Consider the following 23,218-nt stretch of genomic DNA (forward strand, 5'->3'; position numbering starts at 1 on the left):
AACAACTAGCTGATCAACGCACGCACCGGCGTCGGCTCCCGGCCCAACAGGGTTGCGGTGACGGCACTCCCGGCCAGAAAGTCTCGGTCGTCGTAGAACTCGAACATTGCCCCGAGTCGATACTGCTCATCGGCGGACATCGAGTCGCTGTGCAGCCTCATCCATTCGTCGACACTCGAGGACCTGGAAGCGACCACACGGCCGGTGGCCACCTCGACCAGACGAACCACGTCTCGGACACTGAGCGCTTCCGGCCCACCGAGCTCGTAGGTCGCCCCATGGTGCAGCTCGGGTCCCTCGATGAGGACCCGAGCTGCTATATCGGCCACATCGTCGAGGCTGATGAACGAGAACGTGGTGTCCAGGCTGTAGGGCACAGCAAGATCGGCAGCAGTCCCGTCCAGAACCGCCTCGAAGTTCTGTGCATAGGCGCAGGGCTGCAGGATGGTCCAGTGCAAGCCCCGCTTCGAACTGAAAGCACGTAGTTCTTCCTCGCAGCGTGCCTTGTCCATGTGGTGCGGCATCCGCGGGCTGTACGGCCAGGCCACCGAGTGATAGACGACGTGGTCGACCCCTGCCGAAGCCGCAGCGTCCAGCGCCCGCACGAGTAGAGCCGACTCGTCCGGATGCACATTGGGCGCAATGAAGTACACCCCGCGGCACCCGGTGAATGCCTCGACCAGTCCATCGCCGGTCTCCAGGTCCACCGGAAAGTCCGGCGCAGAACGACTCAGCCTCCGTACCACCGCCACACCGTCGAGTGCAGCTGCGACGGCTTGTCCGGTCTTACCCGTGGCACCGACGATCGCGATGTCAGTGCCACGGGAAACGTCGAGAGTCATCAGGTGATCTCAGCGATCGATGAAGTCGTACTCGGCGAACTTCGCACCGCCGGAAAGCTGCTCGTATCCCGGTCCGCGATCGAAGAACGGCTCATCGAGGCCGCGCGCATTGCGCATCTCTGCACGCAGCTTCTCCGATGCCTCGATGTCCGCGGTCGCCGTGTCCTCGGCAATGACGACGCCGTAGTCCTTGGCCGCGAACTCGCGAGAGACTTTGCCCCACAGCACGTCCTGCTCCACCGATTCGATGGGACGTTCCAGGGGATCGCCCCAGCCGCCGCCGCCCGTCGTGCGGATTCGGATGGTGTCGCCCGCCAGGATCGGCTCGGCATCGGTCAACGCGTCGAACTCACGCTCGTTGGGCTGACCCGGATTCAGCGTCACCGAGAACGATCCGCCGGCCTTGCCGCCCTTCACTCCCCAGCACGCGAGAATCGAACGGTCGGCGATGGACATGAAGTGCGCATCCTTGAGCATCCGGATGTGCTTCTCGTAACCGAGGCCGCCGCGGTAGCGTCCGGCACCGCCCGAATCCTTGGCCAGGCCCAGCTTTTCCACGATGAACGGGAAGCGGCTCTCGGTGAATTCGGTGGGCAGGTTCCGCGAATCGGGCACGACGTGAATGGTGTCCTCACCGTCCGCGTAATGCCGACCACCGGAGCCGCCGCCGAGCACCTCACGCATGAGGTACGAGTTGCCGTCGAAGTCGTCGCCGTACACGCCCGTGTAGCGAATGGTTTCCTGATCGGCAGGCATGTTGCCGTCCACGGCCTTTGCCACCACACCGGCGAGCACACCGAGCAAGCGCAGGATGACGAACGTACGAGCGTTGGTCGGGGCCGGGAAGATCGGGGTGATGAGCGTGCCCTTCTCCGGGAACTTCATCTCGATCAGCGGGATGACGCCCTCGTTGACGTCGAGCTCGGCCATGCGCTCGGGAGAGTCCGCGAGGTTGCGGAGCACCGGCGCAAGCCATTTGGCCAGGAAGTTGCCGTCGGCGTAATCACCGCAGTGGTTGATCGGGCCCTTGGCCTGTGGCCCGGTGCCGGTGAAATCGAGGATGAGTCGCTCGCCGCGCTCGTCCTCAGGGCCGGTCTTGGTCAACGTGATGCGCTGAACGTGCAACATGGGCTCGTCGACGCCATCGTGCTCGGCGTAGTCCTCCCAGGTGTACTCGCCCTTGGGGATCTTGCTCAGGATCTCGCGGCGGTAGATCTCGGTGGTGGCATCCATCATCGAGTCGAAGCACGCCTCGACGGTGTCGATGCCGTAGCGCTCGTACAGCTCCGTCATTCGCCGAGCACCCATCAGGCACGCGGAGCATTCGGCGTCGAGATCGGCGGCCAACGCGTCGGGCATGCGGGAATTGCGCGTCATGATCGTCAACGCAGCCTGGTTGGGTACGCCCTGATCCCACAGCTTGATCGGCGGAACCATCAGGCCCTCTTCGTACACGGTGGTGGCACCGGACGGCATGGAGCCGGGGCAGCAGCCGCCGATGTCGTCGTGATGGCCGAAGGCCTGCACGAAAGCAACGACCGACGGCTCTGTGTCGCCGGGCTTGGTAGCGAACACCGGCACAGTGACACAGAGATCGGGCAGGTGGCCGATGCCACCCTCGGAGAGATAGACGTCGTTGTGGAAGTAGACGTCGCCCGGCTTCATGGTCTCGAGCGGGAAGTCGCGAGCCACCGGATGCACCAACGCGGAGTAGGAACGCCCCGTCAGCTTGCGCAGATTGCGGTCGTGAATTCCGGCGCGGAAATCGTGGGCGTCACGAATCATCGGTGACCGCGACGTCCGCGAAATGGCGGTCTCCACTTCCATTTCGACGCTTGCGAGGTAGCCGGCCACGATCTCGACGAGAACGGGATCAGGCGCAGGCGCGTCGACCGGAGAAAGCCGGTAGGGCTTGTTGTTCACCATGTCGATGACGGTCATCAGTTCGCTCCGTTCGAGTCGAGAGTGCGGGTGATGCGGACGTTGCCGAACGTGTCGATGCGGGCGGAGAAGCCCGGATCGATCGGCACGGTGGAGCTGAATTCTTCGATGACGGCCGGGCCGGTGATCGTGTCACCGGCTCCGAGATCCGCACGGCTGTAGATCGCGGTCTCGTGCCAGCCGTCGAAGTACGCCTGACGCGTTCCGGTGCGGGCACTTTCGGCTCCGGTGCCGGTGGCGATCTCCGACAGCACGGGGCGCTTGATGGGGCCGATACCGCTGACCCGCAGGTTGACCCACTCGACGAACTGACTCTGATCGCCGCGGAAGTCGTAGCCGTACAGCTCACGGTGCGCTTCGTGGAAGGCCTCGGCGGCCTGATCGATGCTCGCCTGGGTGATCTCGCCGTCGGCGATCGGTACGCGCACCTCGAAGGCCTGACCGAAGTAGCGCAGGTCGGCCGAGCGTGCGTAGCGACGATCCTCGGCAGCGAAGCCTTCACCGGCGAGTGCCTCGTCGGCACGGGCAGCGAGCACTGCCAGCTCCGATTCCAGGTCCTCCGCGCGCAGTCGGTCGTGCCGACTGACGTGGGTCTGCACGTAGTCGTTGCGCACATCGACGGTGAGCAGACCGAACGCCGAGACGTTGCCCGGATTGAGCGGTACCAGAACATCTTTCAGACCCAGGATGTCCACCAGGCGGCAGGCGAGCAACGATCCCGAGCCGCCGAACGTGACGAGGGTGAAGTCGCGGACGTCGAGGCCACGCTTGACCGAGATCTGCCGCAGCGCATTGGCCTGGTTCCAGGCCGACACCTCGAGGATGCCGGTGCCGCAGGCTTCGACCTCCAGCGAGAGCTGGTGCGCGAGGTCTTCGATCCCCTTGCGTGCCAGGTCGGTATCGAGGGGGATCTCGCCGCCGAGCAGGTGGGGAGGAATGCGGCCGAGCAGGACGTGGGCATCGGTGATCGTCGGAGCGGAGCCGCCGTTTCCGTAACACATGGGCCCGGGATCGGCACCGGCCGAATGTGGCCCGACGCGCAGCGTTCCCTCGGGTGTCATCCAGGCGATCGAGCCGCCGCCCGCGCCGACGGTGACGACGTCGATCATCGGGATCTTCGACGGGTAGTTGCCGACGCGTCCCTCGGTGGTCAGCGCGGGCTCGCCTCGGACCACGACGGTCACGTCGGTGGAGGTGCCGCCGCCGTCGCAGGTCAACACTTGTTCGACGCCTGCCGCGCTGGCTACCAGGGCCGCACCCAGCGCGCCGGCTGCTGGTCCCGACAGCACGGTGGTGATGGGCTGGTGCACAACCTCTTTGGCGGAGAGGACGCCGCCGTTGGACTTCATGACGTAGAACGGCACGTCGCGTGCATCACCGGATTCGGTGGCGAACTCCCGCAACCGGTTCGCGATGTTGTTGACGTAGCTGCGAATGTTCGGCTTCACGGCCGCGTCGACCAATGTGGTGATGGCGCGCTCGAATTCGCGGTACTCGCGCAGCACCTCGGTGGAGATGGAGACTGTCGCCTCGGGGTATTCCTCGAGGAGGATGTCGCGGACGCGCTGCTCGTGATCGGGGTTGGCATAGGAGTGCACCAGGCACACGCCGAGCGTCTTGACGCCCTCGGCCTTGAAGAATGCTGCTGCCGCGCGCACATCGTCGTCGTTGAGGGGGCGGATCTCGTTGCCGTCGAACGAGAGCCGGCCGCGGATGGTGCGCACGCGGTGTGCGGGCACGATGCGATCGGGCTTGACCCAGAAGTAGGAGTTGCCGTAGCCGTCGGGTACCGACTGGCGCGCGATCTCGAGTACGTGCTCGTAGCCCTCGGTGGTGATGAACCCCAGGTTCTCCACCTTGCCTTCGAGCAGCTTGTTGGTAGCGACGGTGGTGCCATGGCTGACGGCGCTGAGCGAATCGCCGGATACCCCGAGCTGGCGGAGTACCTTGTCGATGCCGGTCAGGAATCCCTCGGCCGGATCACTGGGAGTCGACGGAGTCTTGGTGGTCACCATGGCTCCCGACTCCTCGTCCACTGCCACGACGTCGGTGAATGTGCCACCGGTGTCGATACCGACCCGAATCTTTCGTGGTTCCACGCTTCCTCCTCGATATGGTTCGTAGGCCACGCGTCCGTTGATCGGATCGGCGGGTACCTGACGTGTACTCACATTCGACCCGTTCTGCGTCTCAGTATCTTTGGCACAAGGTGCCAAACTCCGGCCGAGCATTTGAGCTTCGCGCGCCCTGCAGCAGCTCCGAATTGGCAGTACTTGCAACGACAAAGGCCGCTCACCCCCGATCTACGGGGATGAGCGGCCTTGTCGTGAGCCGAGACGGTGCAGGGTTACCGGTTACAGGACGAGCGAGTGAGCAGTCCGCCCAACACGACTCCGGCCAGTGCGAAGCCTGCGCCGGCTGCGGCGGCCAGCAGGGTGCTTCGGACGGACTGCGCGGTGACGGGTGCACCGGCACTCACAGCGCGTCCGGCCGCGGCAGGCAGGGCGGTGGGGCCGGCACCGGTGTCGCTGGCTGTTACCTCCGCGGGAGCAGCAGCGGCCTCCGGCACCCCGTTGGCGATGACGCCGTCGAGGCCGTTGAAGAACACTCCGGCCATCTTCTTGGCGACACCGGTGATCATGCGCTGACCGACACCGCCGACCATGCCGCCGACCACGGCGTCGGCATCGTAGCTGAGCATCGTGCCGCCGCCCTCGGTGGGCTCGAGCTTGATGGTGACGTCTGCGCGCACCGTGCCCGGTGCGCCGGCACCGGAGGCGGTCATGACGAACGATTCGGGCCGATTCTGTTGCGAGAGCACCACTTCGCCGTCGTAGGTGCCCTTGATGGCTGCGACGCCTGCGGTGATCGAGAGCTTGTAGTGATCGTCGCTCAACTGCTCGAGCGACTGCACTCCGGGGATGGTCGCGGCCAGTACCCGGCCGTCCTGCATGCTGTCGTACACCTCGGCGGGAGGTGCGGCCAGCGTTGCGGTTCCTGCGATTCTCATGAAATCTCCTCGGTTGTCTGAGCGACCGCATGGGTCAGCCGCAGCTCGTACAGGTCGGACGGTGAAATGGGCATCGAGGTGATCGAAAAGCCCTCGGCGTCTTCGACAGCAGCCGCGATGACGGCGCTGGTGGGGATGACACCGGCTTCGCCGGCACCCTTCATGCCCAACGGATTGAGCCCGGACGGGGTGACGGTGTGGTCCATCTCGATGGTCTCGGGAACTTCGGTGACGAACGGCATCAGGAAGTCCATGAACGAGGCGTTCAGTAATTGCCCGTGCTCGTCGTAGGCAATCTTCTCGTACAACGCGCCGCCGATTCCTTGGGCGACGCCGCCGTGAATCTGGCCCTCGACGATCCGAGGGTTGATGACGTTGCCGCAGTCGTGCACCACCGCGTAGCGCTCGACGTGGATCTCGGCCGTCACCGGATCGGTCTCGACGATCGCCGCGTGGATGCCCGACGCGAACGTCGAGCGCGGGGGAGAGTAGTAACCGGTGGCTTCGAGGCCCGGCTGTTCGCCCTCCGGCACCGGCGGGATCGTCATGTCGGTGTCCATCTTCGCGAACCCGGTGGCCTGCCTCGACTCCTTGTCGAAGGCATAACGCAGCGGATTGGACAGTACGGCAACGACACCGAGGGAGATGGACGTGCCCTCTGCTCCGGGTTCGGTGCCGATCTTGCAGACGTAGCCCCCGCGCAATTCGAGCTCGACGGGGTCGAGATCGAGGGCACGCCCGGCGATGACCTTCGCTTTCTCGGCGACCATCTGCGCGGCCACGTGGAACGCCGAACCGGACATCACCGCACCACGGGAGGCGAATGTGCCGACGGCATAACCGAATCGACGAGTATCGCCGGTGGTGATCTCGACGTCGGCGATGGAGACACCCAGGTCATCGGCGACGATCTGCGCGAACGTCGTCTGATGGCCCTGGCCCTGCGTCGTCAACCCCGTTGCGCCCTTGATCTTTCCCGAGTTCTCGATGAGCACGTGCGCGCCCTCGTACGGCCCCGGGCCGGTGCCCTCGACGTAGGCACCGACACCGATACCGACGGTGCGGCCCTGCGCGGCTGCCTGCTTCTTGTATTCGGGGAAGCCGTCCCAGTCGATCAGCGCCTTGAGCTTGTCGATGCCGGCCTGGTAATCGCCGGTGTCGTAGATCAACGGTCGACCGTCCTGGAACATCAAACCGAAGTCGTAGGGCATCTCCTCGGGCCTGATGAGATTCTTCTCGCGTACCTCGAGTCGGTCCTTGCCGAGGTACTGGGCAATGGCGTCCATCGAGCGTTCCATTGCGAACACACCTTGCGGGCGGCCCGCTCCTCGATACGGAATGACGATGACGGTGTTGGTGTACAGCGAATAACCGTTGCAGCGGAACGAGACCGGCTTGTATGGCCCCAGCACCTGCGTCGCAGTGTTGATCAGCACGATGATGCCGTACGGCAGGTATGCGCCGTTGTCGTGCCAGACGGTGAAGTCGAACGCCAGCAGCCGTCCCTCGTCGTCGAAACCGAGCGTGACCTCTTGAACCTGTGCACGTTCGTGCGCACTCGAGATGAAGTGCTCGCGGCGGTCCTCGACCCACTTGACCTCGTTGGAGATGCCGGCGCGACCGAGCTGTCGAGCTGCCCACGTCACCATCACCTCCTCCGGCCACGGGTGCATGATCTTGACGCCGAATCCGCCCCCGACGTCCGGGGCGATGCAGTGAATCTTGTTCATCGCCATGCCGAGTCGCGCCGCGACGGCCGCGCGCACCGACGTGGAGGTCTGCGTGGACGACCAGAAGGTCAGCGTCTCTTCGTCACTGTCCCAGCGCGCGTAGACGCCTTTGCCCTCCATCGGCATCGCCGCCGAACGCTCGATGTTCAGGTCGAGGGTGATGCGGTGTGGTGCAGCGGCCAGTTCGGCGTCGATGTCGCCGAAACCGTGCTGCAGGTGCGCGGCCACGTTGTCCGGCACGTCGTCGTGTACTTGCCGAGCTGCGACGCGTGCAGTGTCGATACCCACCACGGGTTCGAGGATGTCGTAGCGGACGTCGATGACCGCACAGGCATCCTCGGCCACGTAGCGATTCGTTGCGATGACCATGACGATGGCCTCACCGACGTGATTGACCTCGTCTTTGGCGAGCGGGAAGCCGTTGCGCGGAGCCACGATTGCCGGATGGGGGATCAACAGCGGCAGCCCTTCGGCCATCTCGGCCGAGTCCGCTTCGAGATCGTCGTAGGTGTACACCGCGTGCACGCCCGGCATGGCCAGCGCGTCGTCGATGTCGATGGCCGTGATGCGTGCATGTGCGTGCGGGGAGCGCACGAAGGCGGCTATCAGTGCGCCGTGACCGAGGTCGTCGAGATACTTGCCCTTGCCGCTGAGCAGCCGCTCGTCCTCCGACCGCGACAGCGGCTGGCCGAACAGGGGAGCGGTGTTGGTGGGAGTGTGCGGCGGTGCGGTGCGCGTGGTGCTCATGCTCGGCCCATCCGTCCGCCGACGGGACTGGTGGATCCGCGTACCTTGCGGTCGAGTGCGGCACGACTCGACTCGTCGTCGGGACCGAGCGGGAACTCGCCCGCCCGCTCACGTTTGATCTCGGCAGCGCGCAGCACCGAGGCCTTGATGTTCTGATAGCCGGTACACCGACAGATGTTGCCGGCGATGGCCTCGGTGGCTTCCGCCTGCGTCGGCGAGTCGTTCTCTTCGAGGAACGCGGCGATCGTCGTGACGAATCCCGGTGTGCAGAAACCGCACTGCAGACCGTGGCAGTCCTTGAAGGCCTGCTGCACGGGATGCAGAGTGCCGTCCGGCTCGACGAGACCCTCCACCGTGGTGACGGTCTGGCCTTCGAGGCTGGCGGCGAGCATCAGGCAGGCCCGGACGGGCTTGCCGTCGAGAAGCACGGTGCACGCGCCGCACACGCCGTGCTCACATCCGACGTGGGTGCCGGTCTGACGAAGGTCGTGGCGGATGGCGTCCGATGCGAGGGTGCGGGCCGGGACGACGATTGTCTGCTTGGTTGCGTTGAGGGTGAACGTCACCTGTACGTGTTGTTCACCGGTCTCCGCCATCAGATCGTCCAACTGCTGTTCGATATCTGTTGTCTTCATCAGTGGTTCACTCCGGAATCGGCGTGCTGCGGGTGAGTGGACTTCGACGACGCGCCGTCGACTGCGGCGGCCATCACCACCCGTGCGGTCAGTGCTGCGACGAGTTGGGATCGGTACGCCGCGGTGGCATGAATATCGGACTCGGTCTCGACGCGTCGACGTGCGTCCTCCGACAACGCGTTCCACTTCGGATCACGTGCGTCGGACACAGCGGCCCCACCGATGACATCGGTGTAGTCGACGACCTCGCCGAATTCTCCGGCGGAGACGTAGGTGACGTGCGCGGTGCGCACCGCGTTCTCGGTAACGGTGACGCGGGCCGCGACCCCGACGAGCGCGTAGTCGCCGTGGCGTCGCGCAACCTCGTCGATGGCCGTTCCTTCTCCGGTCCGGGCAGCGGGAACCGTTGCGGCGATCGCGATCTCGTCCGTCTCGAGCGAGGACTCCAACGGCCCGAGAAACAGATCCTTCGCCGCGATCTCCCGGCGGCCGCGGACGGACTGCACCGTCACCGAACCGTCGAGCAACCGGATGACGGCAGGCATCTCGGCCGACGGGTCGGCATGCACGATGGATCCGACGGTGGTCCCACGGTTCCGGATGGTCGCGTGGGCCACCAGTTGCAGTGCCCGTCCGAGCAACGGCTGCGTCCGGGCGGCAGCCAGGTTCGACGCCAACGACGCGTGCGTGGCCAGAGCCGCGAACGTGACGCCCGAGTCGGTCGACCCGGTGATGTCGTCGAGACCGTCGATACCGGTGATGTCGATCAGGTTCCCAGGAGCGGCCAGGCGCATCGACAGCATCGGAATCAGGGACTGCCCGCCGGCGAGTACCTTGCCGTCGACCTCGGCCAGGATCCGGCACGCCTCCTCGATCGACCGCGGCCGATGGTATTTCAATGGAGAAGGTTTCATATCCCGATCCTGCCTGCCTGTGCCTGGAAGTGTTTCGTCAAGAGGTGACAAACGTCACGCCCCAGTGTTGCAATCGCTCGTTACCGCAACGGCTTCAGGGTGTCGACCTCACCGACAACCCCGTCTCCGTCGCTGCCGTCGGAACGTGCTGTGGTAGAGGAGGATCGATGCCGAGGCGACGCGTCGACCGGTGTCTTCATGTGGGCCGGGGCAATGCGAGCGCACAGGTGGTAGAGCCCTATGACGACTATCGTGCCGAGGGAGATACCGCTCAACGAGAACGAATCGCTGAACACGAGCGAGGTGTCGCCGATCGCGATGATCAGACCCGCGGCAACCGGCATCATGTTGAGCGGGTTGCCGAAGTCGACACCGTTCTCGCGCCAGATCTTGGCACCCAGCAGACCGATCATGCCGTAGAGGACGACGGTGATACCGCCGAGTACGCCGCCGGGGGTGGCCGAGATCAGCGCGCCGAACTTCGGCGAGAATCCGAGGATCATGGCGATGATTCCGGCCGCCGTGTATGCCGCCGTCGAATAGACCTTGGTCGCCGCCATGACGCCGATGTTCTCGGCGTAGGTCGTCGTCGGTGAGCCACCGACCGAGCTGGCCATGACCGTTGCGATGCCGTCGGCAGCGAGTGCCCGGCCCATCATCGGGTCGAGATCGTCACCGGTCATCTCCGCGACAGCCTTGACGTGGCCCGCATTCTCGGCGATCAGAGCGATGACACCCGGGAGGACGAGAACGATGAAGGCGAGACTGAACGACGGTGCGTGAATGCCGACGATGCCGTTGGCCTCGTCGCTGAACGGCGGGAGTCCGAACCATTGCGACGCCTCGACACCCGACCAGTTGACGCGGAAGTGCTCGGTGACCTCGCCGGCCGTGGCGTCGTAGGACGTGATGGGCCCGGATGCGAGGTCGAGGATCCACGACAGTGCGTACCCGAACACCAGCGACAGCAGAATCGCGATCCGTCCGAGGAACCCGCGCAACGCCACGCTCATGACTATGAGCACGAACATCACTGCGAGAGCGACCCATTGGTCCTGTGGCCAGTAGGTGCTGGCCACGACGGGCGCGAGATTGAAGCCGATCAACATGACCACCGCACCGGTGACGACCGGGGGCAACACCCGCACCACGACGCCGCCGCCCATGAAGTGGATGGCGAGCCCGGCCAGCGCCAGTACGAGACCCGATACCAGGATGGCTCCGGTGACCTCGGCCGACGTTCCACCCTGCGCTCGGATGGCCGCGACACCGCCGACGAACACCGCGGACGTGCCGAGGTAGCTGGGGATGCGGCCCTTGACCATGAGCAGGAAGAAGATGGTGCAGAAGCCCGACATCAGAATGGCGAGTTGAGGATTGAGCCCCATGATGATGGGGAAGACGAACGTGGCCCCGAACATCGACACCACATGTTGGCCGCCGAGACTGATGGTGCGGCCCCAGTTCAACCGTTCGTTCGGCGCGACGACGTCACCCGGTCGAACATTCTTTCCGTCTCCGTGAATCTTCCAGATAGGCATGTCGAGCCTTTCTCCAACGTATCGAACCGGGGTGGTTCGCGGGATGGGTAAAGCATTGTCCTGCAACGTTACTGATGCATTTCCAAATCGCTACGAGCGCAATCTGCCAAGCGCTCGATGGCGGGTCCGTCACATGTGGTGGTCGGTTCCGCGCATGGCCATGATTTTCAGCGCGAGGGAAAGATCCAGGCGTAGATCGGCGCGATCGGTGAAGGGGCCCAGTATCTTTTCGAGTTTCGTTATTCGGTATCGCAAGGTGTTGTAGTGAAAGTGCAGTGCCCGAGCGGTTTCGGCAATGTTGATGTTGGTGGCCAGCAGGGTTTCCAGCGTTCTGCGCATGTCGCGTGCTTCGTCGTCGTGCCCGGCGAGGTCGTGCAGGGTTTCCCGGGTGAACGATTCGAGCTCGTCGACGTTGTCCACCAGGCTCAGTAGTCGGAACACGCCTAGTTCGTCGAACGTGGTGACGGCCCAGTCCCCGGATACTTGCCGGCCGACCTTCAACGCGGTACGCGCCTGGCCGTACCTGCTGGGGATGTCGGCCACCGTGGTGCACGGTCGCGAGATCCCGACCGTGAACGGTTGCCGACCACCGCCGCCGTCTCCGTGTACTCGCTCGACGATCTCGTGCACGTCCGCGACCGTCGTGGGACGCTCGCCCATGATGATGACGGTTTCGGTGCCGAGGGCGGCGATGGCGGCCTGCGGGTCTCGTTGTGCCAGAGCCCCTGCGAAAGCCGACATCTGCCGATCGACGAGTGGCCTGCGGCCGGGCGTCGGTTCGTCGTCGAGGTGTGGGATCGGTTCGATCGCGACGATCACCACCGGCCTGCCGAGATCCCAGCCGAATCGTCGAGCATGCGCCACCGCGTGTGCGTGCTCGCCGCCTCGGCCCAGGAGGAGATCGCGAAGAAAGTTCGATCGGTGTTTCTCCTCGACTGCCGACAGCGCGAGATCGCGAGTGACGACCATCGCCAACACACCTGCGGCGGCGTCGGCGGTGTGCAGGTCCGATTCCGTCAAAGGCCGACGTGAGGAGAACAGGACGATGCGTCCGTGGTCGATTCCGTTGGCAGTGATGGCGCATACCGCGATCGCATTGCCCTGTTGCGAACGCAGACCGAGGCCGCCGTCGACGGAGTCGGTGCGCAGTCTTCCGGTGGGATCGAGGGCGGTGCTGGCGCGGAGGGCGCGCAGTTCGTCGTCACTGCCTGCCGAGGCAAGTTCTCGTCCGTCCACCGTGGTGATCGACACTGCCACATCGCATTCGACCGAGGTTGCGAATGCCAGTTGTGCGACCCCGCCGCCGGCGAGCGTGATGTCGGTCAATGCCCGGCGCAGACGCTCGGACCGAAACATCGCTCGTGCCTGCGTCTTTGCGTTGTCGCGTAGGCCCGCGGTGAGATCATGCCCGGGGTCGAGTTCGCCGCAGACCTGAACCAGCGGCAGGCCCAGTGTCTCGGCACTCACGCCGACGCAGTCCGGAACGGCGATGTCGTCGTCCACCCGCACCAGAATCCCGGCAACGCCGAGGGAATGGGCTCGGGACAGCAGCGCGGCCGTCGGCTCCGTCAGGTGCGTGAGGGCCTCGCTCGTCGTGGACAACAGGTCACCCGGCCGAATCCAGAACCGAATGCCGGCGGGGTCGTCGACATGATTGATTCTGCATACCGGCCGGCCGAGGCCGGCGCGACCGGCGAGCAACGTGGCGTGCGCCAGCAGGTTCGAGCCCAGCACGGTCTCGACGGTATGCGGTACCTCCGTGGTGGGCGAGCGCTGCTCGTCGTGCAGTGTCAGCACCTGACGGCCGATCGGATGGGTGACGTCGCGTCGATCTGGGCTGCAGCATCGCGGTGGATCGGCCCACTGAGACTTCGCAATTCGAGCCCGGTCGTCTGCCGTGAGACCTTGAGAATCTCGGCCACGATGGAGATCGCCGTTTCCGGTGGAGTGGAGGCACCCAGATCGAGCCCGATGGGGGAGTGCAACCGAGCCAGCTCGCTGTCGGTCACCCCGCGCTCGCCGAGCAGTTCCACCCGGCGGCGGTGGGTGGACCGACTGCCCAGTGCGCCCACGTAGGCGGCGCCACTGCGCAGCGCGACCTCGAGCAGCGGAATGTCGAACTTCTCGTCATGGGTGAGAACGGTGATGACGGTGCGCTCGTCCACCGGCGCAGTAGCGAGGAACGTGTGCGGCCACGCCACCACGACGTCGTGCGCGTCGGGGAATCGTGCTCGGGTGGCGAACACCGGGCGGGCGTCGACGACGGTGACGGCGAAGCCGGCGAACGTGCCCAGGCGGCACATCGCGGCGGCGAAATCGATGGCACCGAACACGTACATCCGGGGCGGTGGCCCGAACAACTCGACCATGACGGATCGCGCGCCGTCGTCGACGAAGTGAATGTCCAGGCCGGACTCGCCGCGGTGTAGTCGGTCGAGAACGGCGAGACTCACGCTCGAACCGTCGGACTCGATGTCGGTGAGTCCGTCGGGATCGACGGTTGCTTCCGCTCCCAGAACCGCCAGCCGCGTCGGGGCCCCGGTGGTGAGGTCGGTGAGCACGGCCACCGGCTCGCCGCTCGAGACCAGACGCGCGACGTCTTCGAGTGCCGCGCACGCGTCGCTGTCGATGAGACGAACGAACACCTCGATGGTGCCGCCGCACGTGAGGCCGACGCCGATCGCGTCGTCGTCCGCTACCCGGTAGGTCTCGCTCCTGGCCATACCGTCGGCGAGGACGTCGTTCGCCAGCTCGTACAGGGCACCTTCGATGCAGCCGCCGGAAACGCTCCCGATGACCTGACCGGACGTAGCCACTGCCATTGCCGCACCCGCTGGGCGCGGCGACGACTGCCACGTACGTACCACCGTGGCCAGGGCGAACGGCTCACGTTCGCGCAGCCACGGGGCCACGTCGTCGAGAATGTCGCGCATGCCGCCGCCTTTCGACCGGATGAGTGATGCCCATCACGCTAGTTGCTGGCGCGGGCCGACCATGAAACACATTTCGACCAAATCGACAGCGGGTCGTTGTAAGAACCTGCCGTCGCGGTACGGATGGACGGACCGCGCGGACTACGTCAGAGCGGCGGCGACGGCGAGAGCGTGATGCTCGTGCCACGGCTTGGCGATGATCTGCACTCCGATCGGCAGACCGCTGCTGGAGGTGGCAACGGGAATCACCACCGAGGGCACCCCGAGGATGCTGATCGCTCGGCTACTCGCCAGCGCCTGCGACCACGACAGAGAGGCACCGTCGACCTCGAAGCTCGTCTCACCGAGCGGAGGGGCGAGAATCGATGCAACGGGAAGTATCAGGACGTCGCCCATCGTGGACACCAGCTGGTGCTGCATCTCGGCGCGTCGAGCCCACAGTGCCTCGACGTCTGCGGCCGTGGTGGTTCCGACGGCAGCCAGAATGGCCCGAATGTTGGCGCTGAACTCGGCGGGGCCGTATTGCTCGATGTCCGTTTGGGTTTCGCAGGCCCGCATCCGAGTGAACAGCTCATGAGCTTCGCGTAGTGCGGTGCCCTCGTACGGCGTCACCGATCCGACGATCGGCTCTGTGCGCAGTGCTGCGGCCTCGACGGCAGCGCGGATCTCCGCATCGACCGGAATCGTGCCTTCTCCTGTGGCCCAACGAATATCGAGCTCGCGGAGGTTCACGCTCGAAGGGTCGGTCCAGGCGTATTGAGGCGACGACAGCACGCGCAGCAACAGGATCACGTCGTCGAGAGTGCGGGCCATGGGTCCGATGGTCTGCACGGTGCCGTGCATGGTCGCCGGATTCGTCAGCACTCGGTTGTCGCTCATGACACCGGGATACTGCCCCTCGGAGTCGATTCGACCCGGTGTCGGCCTGATCGAGCACAGACCGGTGCAGTGCGCGGGCCACCGCACCGAGCCACCGAAATCGGTGCCCAGTCCCACCACACTCATGCCCGACGCGATGGCCGCCGACTCACCGCCACTGCTCCCGCCCGGTGACAGCTTCGTGCCGGCGGGAGAGAGCGGGTTGACGGTGTAGCCGAACAGGTCGTTGTGCGTCAGTCCGCTGGCACCGAACTCGGGTGTGTTGGTCTTACCGATCAGGATTGCGCCCTCGGCGCGCATCCGAGCAACGGCGGGAGCGTCGACGCGAGGGACGTTGTCCGCGAGCGCATGTGAGCCCGCCGTGGTGCGAACTCCGGCGGTGGCGATCAGGTCCTTGACCGTGAACGGCACTCCGGCGAGGTCGCCGACCCGCTCGCCGCGGGCGATGCGGGCATCGATTCCGTCGGCTGCCAGCAGTGCCGATTCGGCTGCGACGGTGACGATCGCATTCAGCTCGGTGTTGATTCGGCCGATGTGTTCGAGGTGCTGCTCGGTCACCTCGCGCGCGGACATGGTGCCGGCGCGCACTGCTGCCGCGAGTGCGTTGGCGTCGGTTCCGATCGAATTGCCCTCAGGCACTGTGTGTCTCCTCGGGTGCTGTCACAGCCCCTTCATCTCCGCGACCCGCAGCGCCAGCGCTACATCCAGGCGCAGAATCGGATCGGTGGTGAACGGGCCGACGATGGACTCAAGCTTGCCGATGCGGTAGCGGAGTGTGTTGTAGTGGAAATGCAAGACGCGAGCGGTCTCTGCCACGTTGCAGTTGGTGTCCAGCAGTGCCTGCAACGTCTGGCGCAGGTCGACGGCATCGGCGTCGTCGCCCGCAAGTGAGCCCAACACCTCGGTTGCGAAGGCCTGCAGCTCGGCTCCGTCGGTGACCAGTGACAGCAGTCGATGCACGCCGAGGCCGTCGAAATGCGCTACCGATCCGTTTCCGCGCATACGGCGTCCTACGACGACTGCTTTGCGGGCTTGATCGTAGGCGCGCGGAATGTCGGCAACGGAGTCGATGACGCGGCTCACGCCCGCGCCGAACGAGTTTCGTCCGCCGCCCTTGTCTCCGGCGACGGAGGCGATCAGATCCTCGACGACGTCCCGTTCGGTGCCGGGTTCGGCCGGCATCAGCGTGACGACCTCGTTGCTGAACCCGACGACGGGAGCCCGTCGATCGCGCCTGCGCACCACCTGCTGCCACGCCGCGGTCAGCCGCTCCTGTGGCAGGCGGCCGGACACGGCCGGCTTCACCGAGTTGCTCACGGCAACCTCGGCGATTTCGTCCAATTGGGCAACGATGACGACCATGCTCCGGTCCACGTCCCAGTCGAGCTGGGCGCAGTACTCGATGATCTGTTCGGGGGATTCGGTTGCGCCGTTGAGGACGTCCCGCAGGAAGTCGCCGCGAAACTTGGACTCGACTGCAGAGACCGCGAGCTTCTTGATGACCGCCAACGCCACGACGGTGGCCGCGCGTTCGAGGGACTGCATCGTGACGGGACCGAGTCGCTCGGCGGCCGCCACAGCCACGATCAGTCCATGGTCGGTGCCGCCCGCGATGATCGGTGCGACGGCAATGCGGTGCCCGCTGTCGCCCGGTACCGGTTGCAGGCCTTCGTTGAGTCGTTCGGTGAGCAGACGACCGGACGGGTCGAACAGGGGCATCTCTTCCAGGGCCGCAAGATCTGCGTCTGCTCCTGCTGTGGCCTGGACTCGACCGTCCGGAGTGCAGATGAGCACCGAGGCCTCGAAGAGCGTGGCGACCTCATCGGCGATCTGAGGTAGATCGCCGCCTTCGAGCACGATCGAGGTCAGTGCTCGATGCATGCGATCGGCGATATCCAACGCCCACGCCTGCCGGTCGACGAGGTGTGTGAACACCTCGGAGATGACCTCGTCGAAGCCGACATCCCGGCGAATGAGGAAGAGCGGCAGGCCGAGTCGATCCGCTGCCTCGATCATCGCAGCGGGCACGTCTCCGAAGTAGCGTCCTTCTTTGACTCCTAGCGCTGCCGCGCCGCGTTCGGCGAGTCCCTCGACCAGCTCCACCAGGGCACCGGCACCGAACGGGCGGCCCGAATCTGCATGCCGCAGTGGGAAACCCGTTGTCAGCAGCAGTTCGTTCGGTTTCACCCACGGCAGGATGTCGGGTACTTCGATGACGTTGACGCGTCGAACCACATTCTCGAGTCCCTGCTCGCCCGCAACAAGAGTGGACCCGGAGAGGCTGGGGAGTGCAAGCAATTCTGCGACGGTGAGCGCGTAACTCGCCGACGCCGGGAAGTCTCGTACTCGTGGCCGAAGCGCACCGACCATGTCATCCATTGTTCAACAATACTGTGTTGCGCATGTCGCGACGGCGGGGGATCAGCCGACGTGCAGTGCCGGCGGGAGTACGCGTTCGACCCACCGCGAGGCCTGCTCGTAGGCGTAGGCGAGCTGCAGAACCGCCCGGTCGGCACCGTGCCTGCCGATGATCTGGACCCCCATCGGCAGACCGCGATCGTCGAACCCGACCGGGACGGCGGCGGCAGGAACGCCGGTCATCGTCCAGGGCACCACCGTTTCCATCCACCGGTGATAGGTGTCCATGGGTCGACCCGCGATGGACTGCGGCCAGTGTTGGTCCTTGTCGAACGGGAACACCTGAGCGGTGGGCGCGAGAACGAAGTCGTAGGTCTCGAACAATGTCGTCAGTGCGCTCTGCCAGTCGTTGCGAGCCTGCGCTGCCTTGGTGACGTCGAGTGCGGTCAATGCGACGGCATGCTCCATCTCCCACAGCATTTCGGGCTTCATCAGCTCCCTCGTGCGCGGGTCCTCGTACAGATCGGCCATCCCGAGCTGCGCCCACCACCGCCACGTCAGGAACGAGTCCCAGATTTTCGCCGGGTCGTACGACGGCACGGTGCTCTCCACTGCGCAGCCGAGGTCCTCGAAGACGGTGAACGACGACTCGCACAGATCGAGGACACCGGGTTCGGTAGCCAGGTGACCGTTCCAGTCTCCGACCCACGCGATGCGGGCACCGCGGAAGCTGCGTTCGAGAGTGCGGGTGAAGATCTCCGGGTCCTCGTCGATGCCGAGGGGCGCGTTGGCATCCGGGCCCGCCATCGTCGACAGCAGATGTGCGACGTCGGTGACCGATCGGCCCATCGGTCCGGCGACCGCGCCCTGGGCGATGAAGCCGGGCTCGGGAATGCGTCCCCACGACGGGCGAAAGCCGACCACATTGTTGAAGGCTGCGGGGTTGCGCAGCGATCCCATGTAGTCGGTGCCGTCGGCGACGGGCAGCATGCGCAGGGCCAATGCTGCCGCCGCACCTCCGCTGCTTCCGCCTGCAGTGCGCGAGGTGTCGTAGGGCGAGACGGTGGTTCCGTACACCGGGTTGTACGTCTGAGATCCGAACCCGAATTCCGGTGTGTTGGTCTTGCCGATCACGATGGCACCGGCCGCTTTCACGCGGGCGACGAACAGATCGTCCGCGTCGGCGATGCGATCCGCGAAGATCGGTGACCCCGATGTGAACGGTAGGCCTCGGGCTGCGGACAGGTCCTTCACCGCATGGGGAAATCCGTGCATCCACCCGAGATACTGTCCGTCCGAAAGCTGCTGATCTCGCTCGCGTGCCTCGTCCATCAGCTCGTCGCGATCACGAAGGGCGACAATGGCGTTGACCGTCGGATTGTGTGCCTCGATGTGGTCGAGGTACGCCGTCATTGTCTCGACGCACGAGACCTCGCGGCGCTTGATCTTGCCGCTGAGCTCGACCGCGTCGGACATCAGAAGTTCGGCAGCGGGTCCGACGGTGGTTGCCATGGTGGTTCCTTCGTTCGAGAGAGACGCAGAAGCAGGGAGGGCCGGACGCCGCGCGAACCCGAGACTGTCGGGTTCGCGCGGCGCTGTTCGATATCGGAACCGGTGCTATCCGAGGTCGACGATCGCGGCGACGGGGCCGCCACCTTCGGGGCCCTGGTGCGCTGCCGAGACCGATACGAAGACCGCTGGGTCGCCGGTCACTGCCGCGGTGACTCCACCGACGCACGCCTTGATCTGGCGGTGCCAGTGGACGTCGGAATCGTCGAGCATGGCGTTGCGTCGTCCACGGACCGTACCGTCCTGGCTTGCTTCGCATTTGAGGAAGACGTTGACGAGCTTGCCGCCCAGATCCTTCGTGTGCGGCCGCTCGGGAAGTTCGAGACCGGCATCCTTGATCGCGTTCCAGATGCCGTCCTGATCAAGCGCGTCGTTCATCACGCTGTGTCCGATGCGGTACCGGCCGCCGATTCCGCGAGTGTTACCCACGACGACGATCTGCGCACGGTCCAACTCGACGCCCGAGGAGCACGAGGCCACCGAGGAGTACAGCTCACGACTGTGCATGACGTCCTCGTCGGTCGGCATATCGATCTCACCGAGCGCGACAGCGATACCGAGAGCGGTGCCGCCGTTGGACAGATCCATCGACTCGTGCGTCTGTTCGGTCCAGACGGTCTTGCCGCGGCTCTTGGCGTCACGGATGGTGTGGATCGTCAGCAGCGGGGTCTTGGTCTGCACGTAGTGCACGTCTGCGGGATCGGTGATGCCGGCGTTGGCCATCGCATCCTTGACTGCCGCAGCCACTTTGGTGATCATCGCGGTGCGGCCGATGTCCTCGGGCATCAACTGCTCGCTCATCGCGACGCCGACCGTCAGGCGCGGCTCCTCGGTCTGCACTGCCTTGTCCGACGGGACGGTGGCGAAGATGGTGGCGTGGGGGCTGATGACTCCGTCGGTGCCACCGGACCAGACGATCGGAACCTCGCCGACGTCGTGTGCGCTGCGAGTTCCTTTCGCGGACAACACTTCGCGGAATGCTCGGTCGGCGATGATGCGGGTGTAGTCGTTGACTCCGCCGTTGCCTTCGGTCTTACCGATGACTGCAATGACCCGGTCGGCGTCGAGCACCCCGTCGTCGATGAGCTTCGCCAGCTCGCTGGCATCGGACACGTTGTGGAGCGGGACCTTGCGGACCTCGATTGCGTCGGGCACTGAAATCTCCTTCATCGGGATCTGTGGGTACTGCAGAGTCGGCCGGCGTTCGCGCGGCGGGGGCTCGCCCCACGAACGTTATCGACCGTGGGACCGGGGGTGCACTGGCAAGCTTTGCCCAATGAGCGCACTTTTTTGGTTATCGGACATCCCCAGGTAGCGGTAGCGCTGCAACCGTGAGGTCGCCAGGGCGGCAGGGTCGGCGGCAAGGAGTACGGCCAATTCGTGTTCGAGCACGGTCCCGAGGCGTGACAGGAACGCCGCAGGTTCGTCGGAGGCATCCGGCCGTTCGGCCACGATCCGGTCGATGACGCCGTTACGCAGCAGGTCCAGGCTGCGCACGCCCTGCTCCTCTGCCATCTCGGCTGCGCGGTCGGTGGTGTGGAACTTGATCGCCGATGCACCCTCCGGCGGCAGTGGCGACAGCCAACCGTGCTGAGCACACAGCACCCGATCGGCCGGGAGCAGTGCGAGTGCGCCGCCGCCGGCTCCCTGGCCGAGCAGCAGGCAGATCGTCGGTGCCTTCAGTGTCGTGAGTTCGACCAAGCAGCGGGCGATCTCGCCCGCGAGGCCACCTTCTTCGGCCTCCTTGCTCAACGCTGCACCGGCAGTGTCGATGACTGTGACGAGGGGTAGTTGCAGCTCTTCCGCCAAACGCATTCCGCGTCGTGCTTCCCGGAGGCCGGCGGGACCCAACGGCTGATCGGCGAAAGTGCGGTCCTGGCCGAGAAGTACACACGCCGAGGCCCCGAACTTGGCAAGGGCCAGAAACAATCCGGGCTCGATCTCACCGGCTCCGGTGCCCTGCAACGTGGTCACCGTGTTCGCTGCCGATCGCACGAGGTGGCGTACTCCCGGCCGTTCCGGTCGTCGAGAACGACGGATGGATTCCCATGCCGGCACATCGTCGAGGTGCTCCAACGGGATGTTCGGAACCGGCGGAGGTGGCTCGTGTGGCGCACACAGGACGGCGAGGGCCGAAATGGCAACCTCACGGAGTTGCTCGGGAGGGACCACCGCGTCGACCAGGCCACGGGCGGCGAGGTTTTCGGCTGTCTGCACTCCCTCGGGAAACTTTTCGCCGTACAGCGCCTGGTACACGCGCGGACCGAGAAAGCCCAGGAGCGCACCCGGTTCGGCCGCAGTGACGTGGCCGAGAGAGCCCCACGAGGCAAGTGCTCCACCGGTCGTGGGATGGCGAAGGTAGACGGCGTAGGCGAGACCCGCCGACTTGTGCGCAGCAATAGCCGCCGAGATCTTGACCATCTGCAAGAAGGCGACCGTGCCCTCCTGCATCCGTGTTCCGCCGGAGGTCGGCGAGGCGAGCAGCGGAAGCTGTTCTGCTGTCGCCTTTTCGACGGCCTGTACCAATCGTTCGGCGGCCGCCGTTCCGATGGAGCCGGCGAGAAACCCGAACTCGCACAGGACGAGTGCCACCCGGCGCCCTGCAAGGGTGGCTTCGCCGGTCAACACCGACTCGTCGCAGCCGCTCGTTTCACGGGCCGCGGCGAGCTCGTCGAGATAGCCCTGATCCGCCGGTCCGTGCACCCCGATCGGGGGAAGCGGGTCGGTGTCCCACCGGACGAAACTGCCGGCGTCGACGACCATCTCGACGAGTTCGAGTGCGCCGAGCCGTGCCGGCGCGCCGGTGCGGGTCATGGTGTCGTCTCGAGCCAGGCGCGGATCGAGTCGCCGTGCTGGTCGAGGGTCGGCGGGGCCGCGTGTGTCGTGCGCATCGCGGCACCCTCGCAATCCTCGTCCATGCGCAGCGGTGGGCCGGGCAACGTGATGGTGCCCAGGGCCGAATGATCGACGTCGATCATCAGTCCCTGCGACCGTGTCTGTTCCCAGGTGTAGACCTCGGCCAGATCACGGACGCGTCCGGCCGGTATGCCGAGCTCACCGAGTAGTCCGAGAAGTTTGTCGGTCGGCCAGTCCGCGAAAACGGCATCGACAGCGGCGATGACGGCCTCTCTGTCGTCGACGCGTTGGGGGTTGGTGGCCCACTCCGGACGGTCCAATCCGAATGCGGGAGCGAAGCGTTGCCACAATCCCTCGCTGCCCACGGCAATCTGAACCAGACCCTCGGACGAGTGGAACAGACCGTACGGGCAGATCGACGGGTGATGTCCGCCGGTGGGGCGGGGCACCTCGCCGGCCACGGTGTAGCGAGTGCCTTGAAATGCGTGCACCCCGACGATTGAGGCCAACAAGCTGGTTCGCACGACGCGGCCGCGTCCGGTGGTGTTGCGCTCGTGCAGTGCGGCCACGACGCCGTATGCGCCGTTCATTCCGGCGAGCAGATCACCGATGGGAACGCCGACTCGAGTGGGTTCGTCCTTCGACGGCCCAGTCAGGGACATCAATCCTGCTTCGCCCTGAGCGATCTGGTCGTAACCGGGGCGCGTGCCTTCTGGGCCGTCGTGGCCGAAACCGGTGATGGACAGGATCACCAGACGCGGATTCAGCTCGTGCAATGCCTCCATGCTGTAGCCGAGGCGAGCGAGAACGCCGGGACGAAAGTTCTCGACGAGCACGTCGGCGCGGCGGATCAAGGCGGTGAGCGTGTCTCGGCCGTCGACAGCTTTCAGGTCGAGTGCGATGGATTCCTTGTTGCGATTGCACGAGAGGAAGTACGTCGAGTGCCGATCGCCCTCGTCGTCGGCGACGAAGGGTGGGCCCCAACTTCGGGTGTCGTCACCGCCGCTGGGCGATTCGACCTTGATCACTCGCGCGCCGAGGTCGCCGAGCATCATCGCCGCATGGGGTCCGGCGAGTGCCCGCGACAGGTCGACGACCAGGCAGTCGGAGAGCGGTCCGACCGTCATCGGATTGCGTTCCGAGACAGGGGAGCGATGTCGGTGTCGAACTCGAATCGATCGTTGCGAAGCGTCATGCGTCCGAGTCAACGTGCCGGTCGCGGCCCCGTCGTGGGCAAAAGTTGCCGACGCTGAGGGGCAGCTT

Annotated in this window: 16 protein-coding genes; all 16 read right to left on the reverse strand. The window is 65.5% G+C overall.

Going from position 1 to position 23,218, the window contains the following annotated elements; all coding sequences use genetic code 11:
• Positions 1–5: 5 nt before the first annotated feature.
• Positions 6–842: an NmrA family NAD(P)-binding protein gene (locus tag QM588_RS18475; protein ID WP_283315468.1), complete on the reverse strand. Its 837-nt coding sequence runs from the start codon at positions 840–842 to the stop codon at positions 6–8.
• A 9-nt stretch (positions 843–851) separates the two neighbouring features.
• Positions 852–2,783: a hydantoinase B/oxoprolinase family protein gene (locus tag QM588_RS18480; RefSeq protein ID WP_442972943.1), complete on the reverse strand. Its 1,932-nt coding sequence runs from the start codon at positions 2,781–2,783 to the stop codon at positions 852–854.
• Positions 2,783–4,882 (reverse strand): hydantoinase/oxoprolinase family protein, encoded by a 2,100-nt coding sequence (locus QM588_RS18485; RefSeq protein ID WP_283315470.1) that lies wholly within the window; start codon positions 4,880–4,882, stop codon positions 2,783–2,785. The genes QM588_RS18480 and QM588_RS18485 overlap by 1 nt, the downstream gene beginning before the upstream one ends.
• Positions 4,883–5,130: 248 nt before the next feature.
• Positions 5,131–5,793 carry an SRPBCC family protein gene (locus QM588_RS18490; RefSeq protein WP_283315471.1) on the reverse strand — a complete coding sequence of 221 codons (663 nt, stop codon included), beginning with the start codon at positions 5,791–5,793 and terminating at the stop codon, positions 5,131–5,133.
• Positions 5,790–8,270: an aerobic carbon-monoxide dehydrogenase large subunit gene (gene cutA, locus QM588_RS18495; protein WP_283315472.1), complete on the reverse strand. Its 2,481-nt coding sequence runs from the start codon at positions 8,268–8,270 to the stop codon at positions 5,790–5,792. Before cutA ends, QM588_RS18490 begins: the two co-directional genes overlap by 4 nt.
• Positions 8,267–8,905, reverse strand: a complete 639-nt coding sequence (locus QM588_RS18500; RefSeq protein WP_032384874.1) for a (2Fe-2S)-binding protein — start codon at positions 8,903–8,905, stop codon at positions 8,267–8,269. The genes cutA and QM588_RS18500 overlap by 4 nt, the downstream gene beginning before the upstream one ends.
• Entirely contained in the window at positions 8,905–9,819 is a 915-nt protein-coding gene (locus tag QM588_RS18505; protein WP_283315474.1) for an FAD binding domain-containing protein, read from the reverse strand. The genes QM588_RS18500 and QM588_RS18505 overlap by 1 nt, the downstream gene beginning before the upstream one ends.
• An 80-nt stretch (positions 9,820–9,899) precedes the next feature.
• Complete coding sequence (locus QM588_RS18510) at positions 9,900–11,360, reverse strand: uracil-xanthine permease family protein (RefSeq protein WP_283315475.1); 1,461 nt, start codon at positions 11,358–11,360, stop codon at positions 9,900–9,902.
• A 129-nt stretch (positions 11,361–11,489) separates the two neighbouring features.
• Positions 11,490–13,157 (reverse strand): helix-turn-helix domain-containing protein, encoded by a 1,668-nt coding sequence (locus QM588_RS18515; RefSeq protein WP_283315478.1) that lies wholly within the window; start codon positions 13,155–13,157, stop codon positions 11,490–11,492.
• On the reverse strand, positions 13,151–14,293 hold the full coding sequence (locus QM588_RS18520; RefSeq protein ID WP_283315480.1) for an XdhC family protein: 1,143 nt from the start codon (positions 14,291–14,293) through the stop codon (positions 13,151–13,153). Before QM588_RS18520 ends, QM588_RS18515 begins: the two co-directional genes overlap by 7 nt.
• Before the next feature lie 141 nt (positions 14,294–14,434).
• On the reverse strand, positions 14,435–15,811 hold the full coding sequence (locus QM588_RS18525) for an amidase (RefSeq protein ID WP_283315482.1): 1,377 nt from the start codon (positions 15,809–15,811) through the stop codon (positions 14,435–14,437).
• Between the two features lie 21 nt (positions 15,812–15,832).
• Positions 15,833–17,551 (reverse strand): PucR family transcriptional regulator, encoded by a 1,719-nt coding sequence (locus QM588_RS18530; protein WP_206498399.1) that lies wholly within the window; start codon positions 17,549–17,551, stop codon positions 15,833–15,835.
• 42 nt (positions 17,552–17,593) lie between these two features.
• A complete protein-coding gene (locus QM588_RS18535) occupies positions 17,594–19,042 on the reverse strand; it encodes an amidase (RefSeq protein WP_032375225.1) in 1,449 nt (482 codons plus the stop codon).
• A 105-nt stretch (positions 19,043–19,147) separates the two neighbouring features.
• Positions 19,148–20,254, reverse strand: coding sequence for a ring-opening amidohydrolase (locus tag QM588_RS18540; protein ID WP_032375321.1), 1,107 nt, complete (start codon positions 20,252–20,254; stop codon positions 19,148–19,150).
• Between the two features lie 78 nt (positions 20,255–20,332).
• Entirely contained in the window at positions 20,333–21,913 is a 1,581-nt protein-coding gene (locus QM588_RS18545) for a carboxyl transferase domain-containing protein (RefSeq protein WP_283315484.1), read from the reverse strand.
• Positions 21,910–23,082, reverse strand: a complete 1,173-nt coding sequence (locus tag QM588_RS18550) for a CaiB/BaiF CoA transferase family protein (RefSeq protein ID WP_032375223.1) — start codon at positions 23,080–23,082, stop codon at positions 21,910–21,912. Before QM588_RS18550 ends, QM588_RS18545 begins: the two co-directional genes overlap by 4 nt.
• Positions 23,083–23,218: the final 136 nt, after the last annotated feature.

Source organism: Rhodococcus sp. IEGM 1354 (genome assembly GCF_030056855.1).
In the GTDB taxonomy this organism is placed as follows: Bacteria; Actinomycetota; Actinomycetes; order Mycobacteriales; family Mycobacteriaceae; genus Rhodococcoides.

What these genes read in the sequence shown, in the direction of transcription:
- QM588_RS18475 (WP_283315468.1), bottom strand. Translation starts at nt 842, where the DNA reads ATGACTCTCGACGTTTCCCGTGGCACTGACATCGCGATCGTCGGTGCC.
- QM588_RS18480 (WP_442972943.1), bottom strand. Translation starts at nt 2,783, where the DNA reads ATGACCGTCATCGACATGGTGAACAACAAGCCCTACCGGCTTTCTCCG.
- QM588_RS18490 (WP_283315471.1), bottom strand. Translation starts at nt 5,793, where the DNA reads ATGAGAATCGCAGGAACCGCAACGCTGGCCGCACCTCCCGCCGAGGTG.
- cutA (WP_283315472.1), bottom strand. Translation starts at nt 8,270, where the DNA reads ATGAGCACCACGCGCACCGCACCGCCGCACACTCCCACCAACACCGCT.
- QM588_RS18500 (WP_032384874.1), bottom strand. Translation starts at nt 8,905, where the DNA reads ATGAAGACAACAGATATCGAACAGCAGTTGGACGATCTGATGGCGGAG.
- QM588_RS18505 (WP_283315474.1), bottom strand. Translation starts at nt 9,819, where the DNA reads ATGAAACCTTCTCCATTGAAATACCATCGGCCGCGGTCGATCGAGGAG.
- QM588_RS18510 (WP_283315475.1), bottom strand. Translation starts at nt 11,360, where the DNA reads ATGCCTATCTGGAAGATTCACGGAGACGGAAAGAATGTTCGACCGGGT.
- QM588_RS18520 (WP_283315480.1), bottom strand. Translation starts at nt 14,293, where the DNA reads ATGCGCGACATTCTCGACGACGTGGCCCCGTGGCTGCGCGAACGTGAG.
- QM588_RS18530 (WP_206498399.1), bottom strand. Translation starts at nt 17,551, where the DNA reads ATGGATGACATGGTCGGTGCGCTTCGGCCACGAGTACGAGACTTCCCG.
- QM588_RS18535 (WP_032375225.1), bottom strand. Translation starts at nt 19,042, where the DNA reads ATGGCAACCACCGTCGGACCCGCTGCCGAACTTCTGATGTCCGACGCG.
- QM588_RS18545 (WP_283315484.1), bottom strand. Translation starts at nt 21,913, where the DNA reads ATGACCCGCACCGGCGCGCCGGCACGGCTCGGCGCACTCGAACTCGTC.
- QM588_RS18550 (WP_032375223.1), bottom strand. Translation starts at nt 23,082, where the DNA reads ATGACGGTCGGACCGCTCTCCGACTGCCTGGTCGTCGACCTGTCGCGG.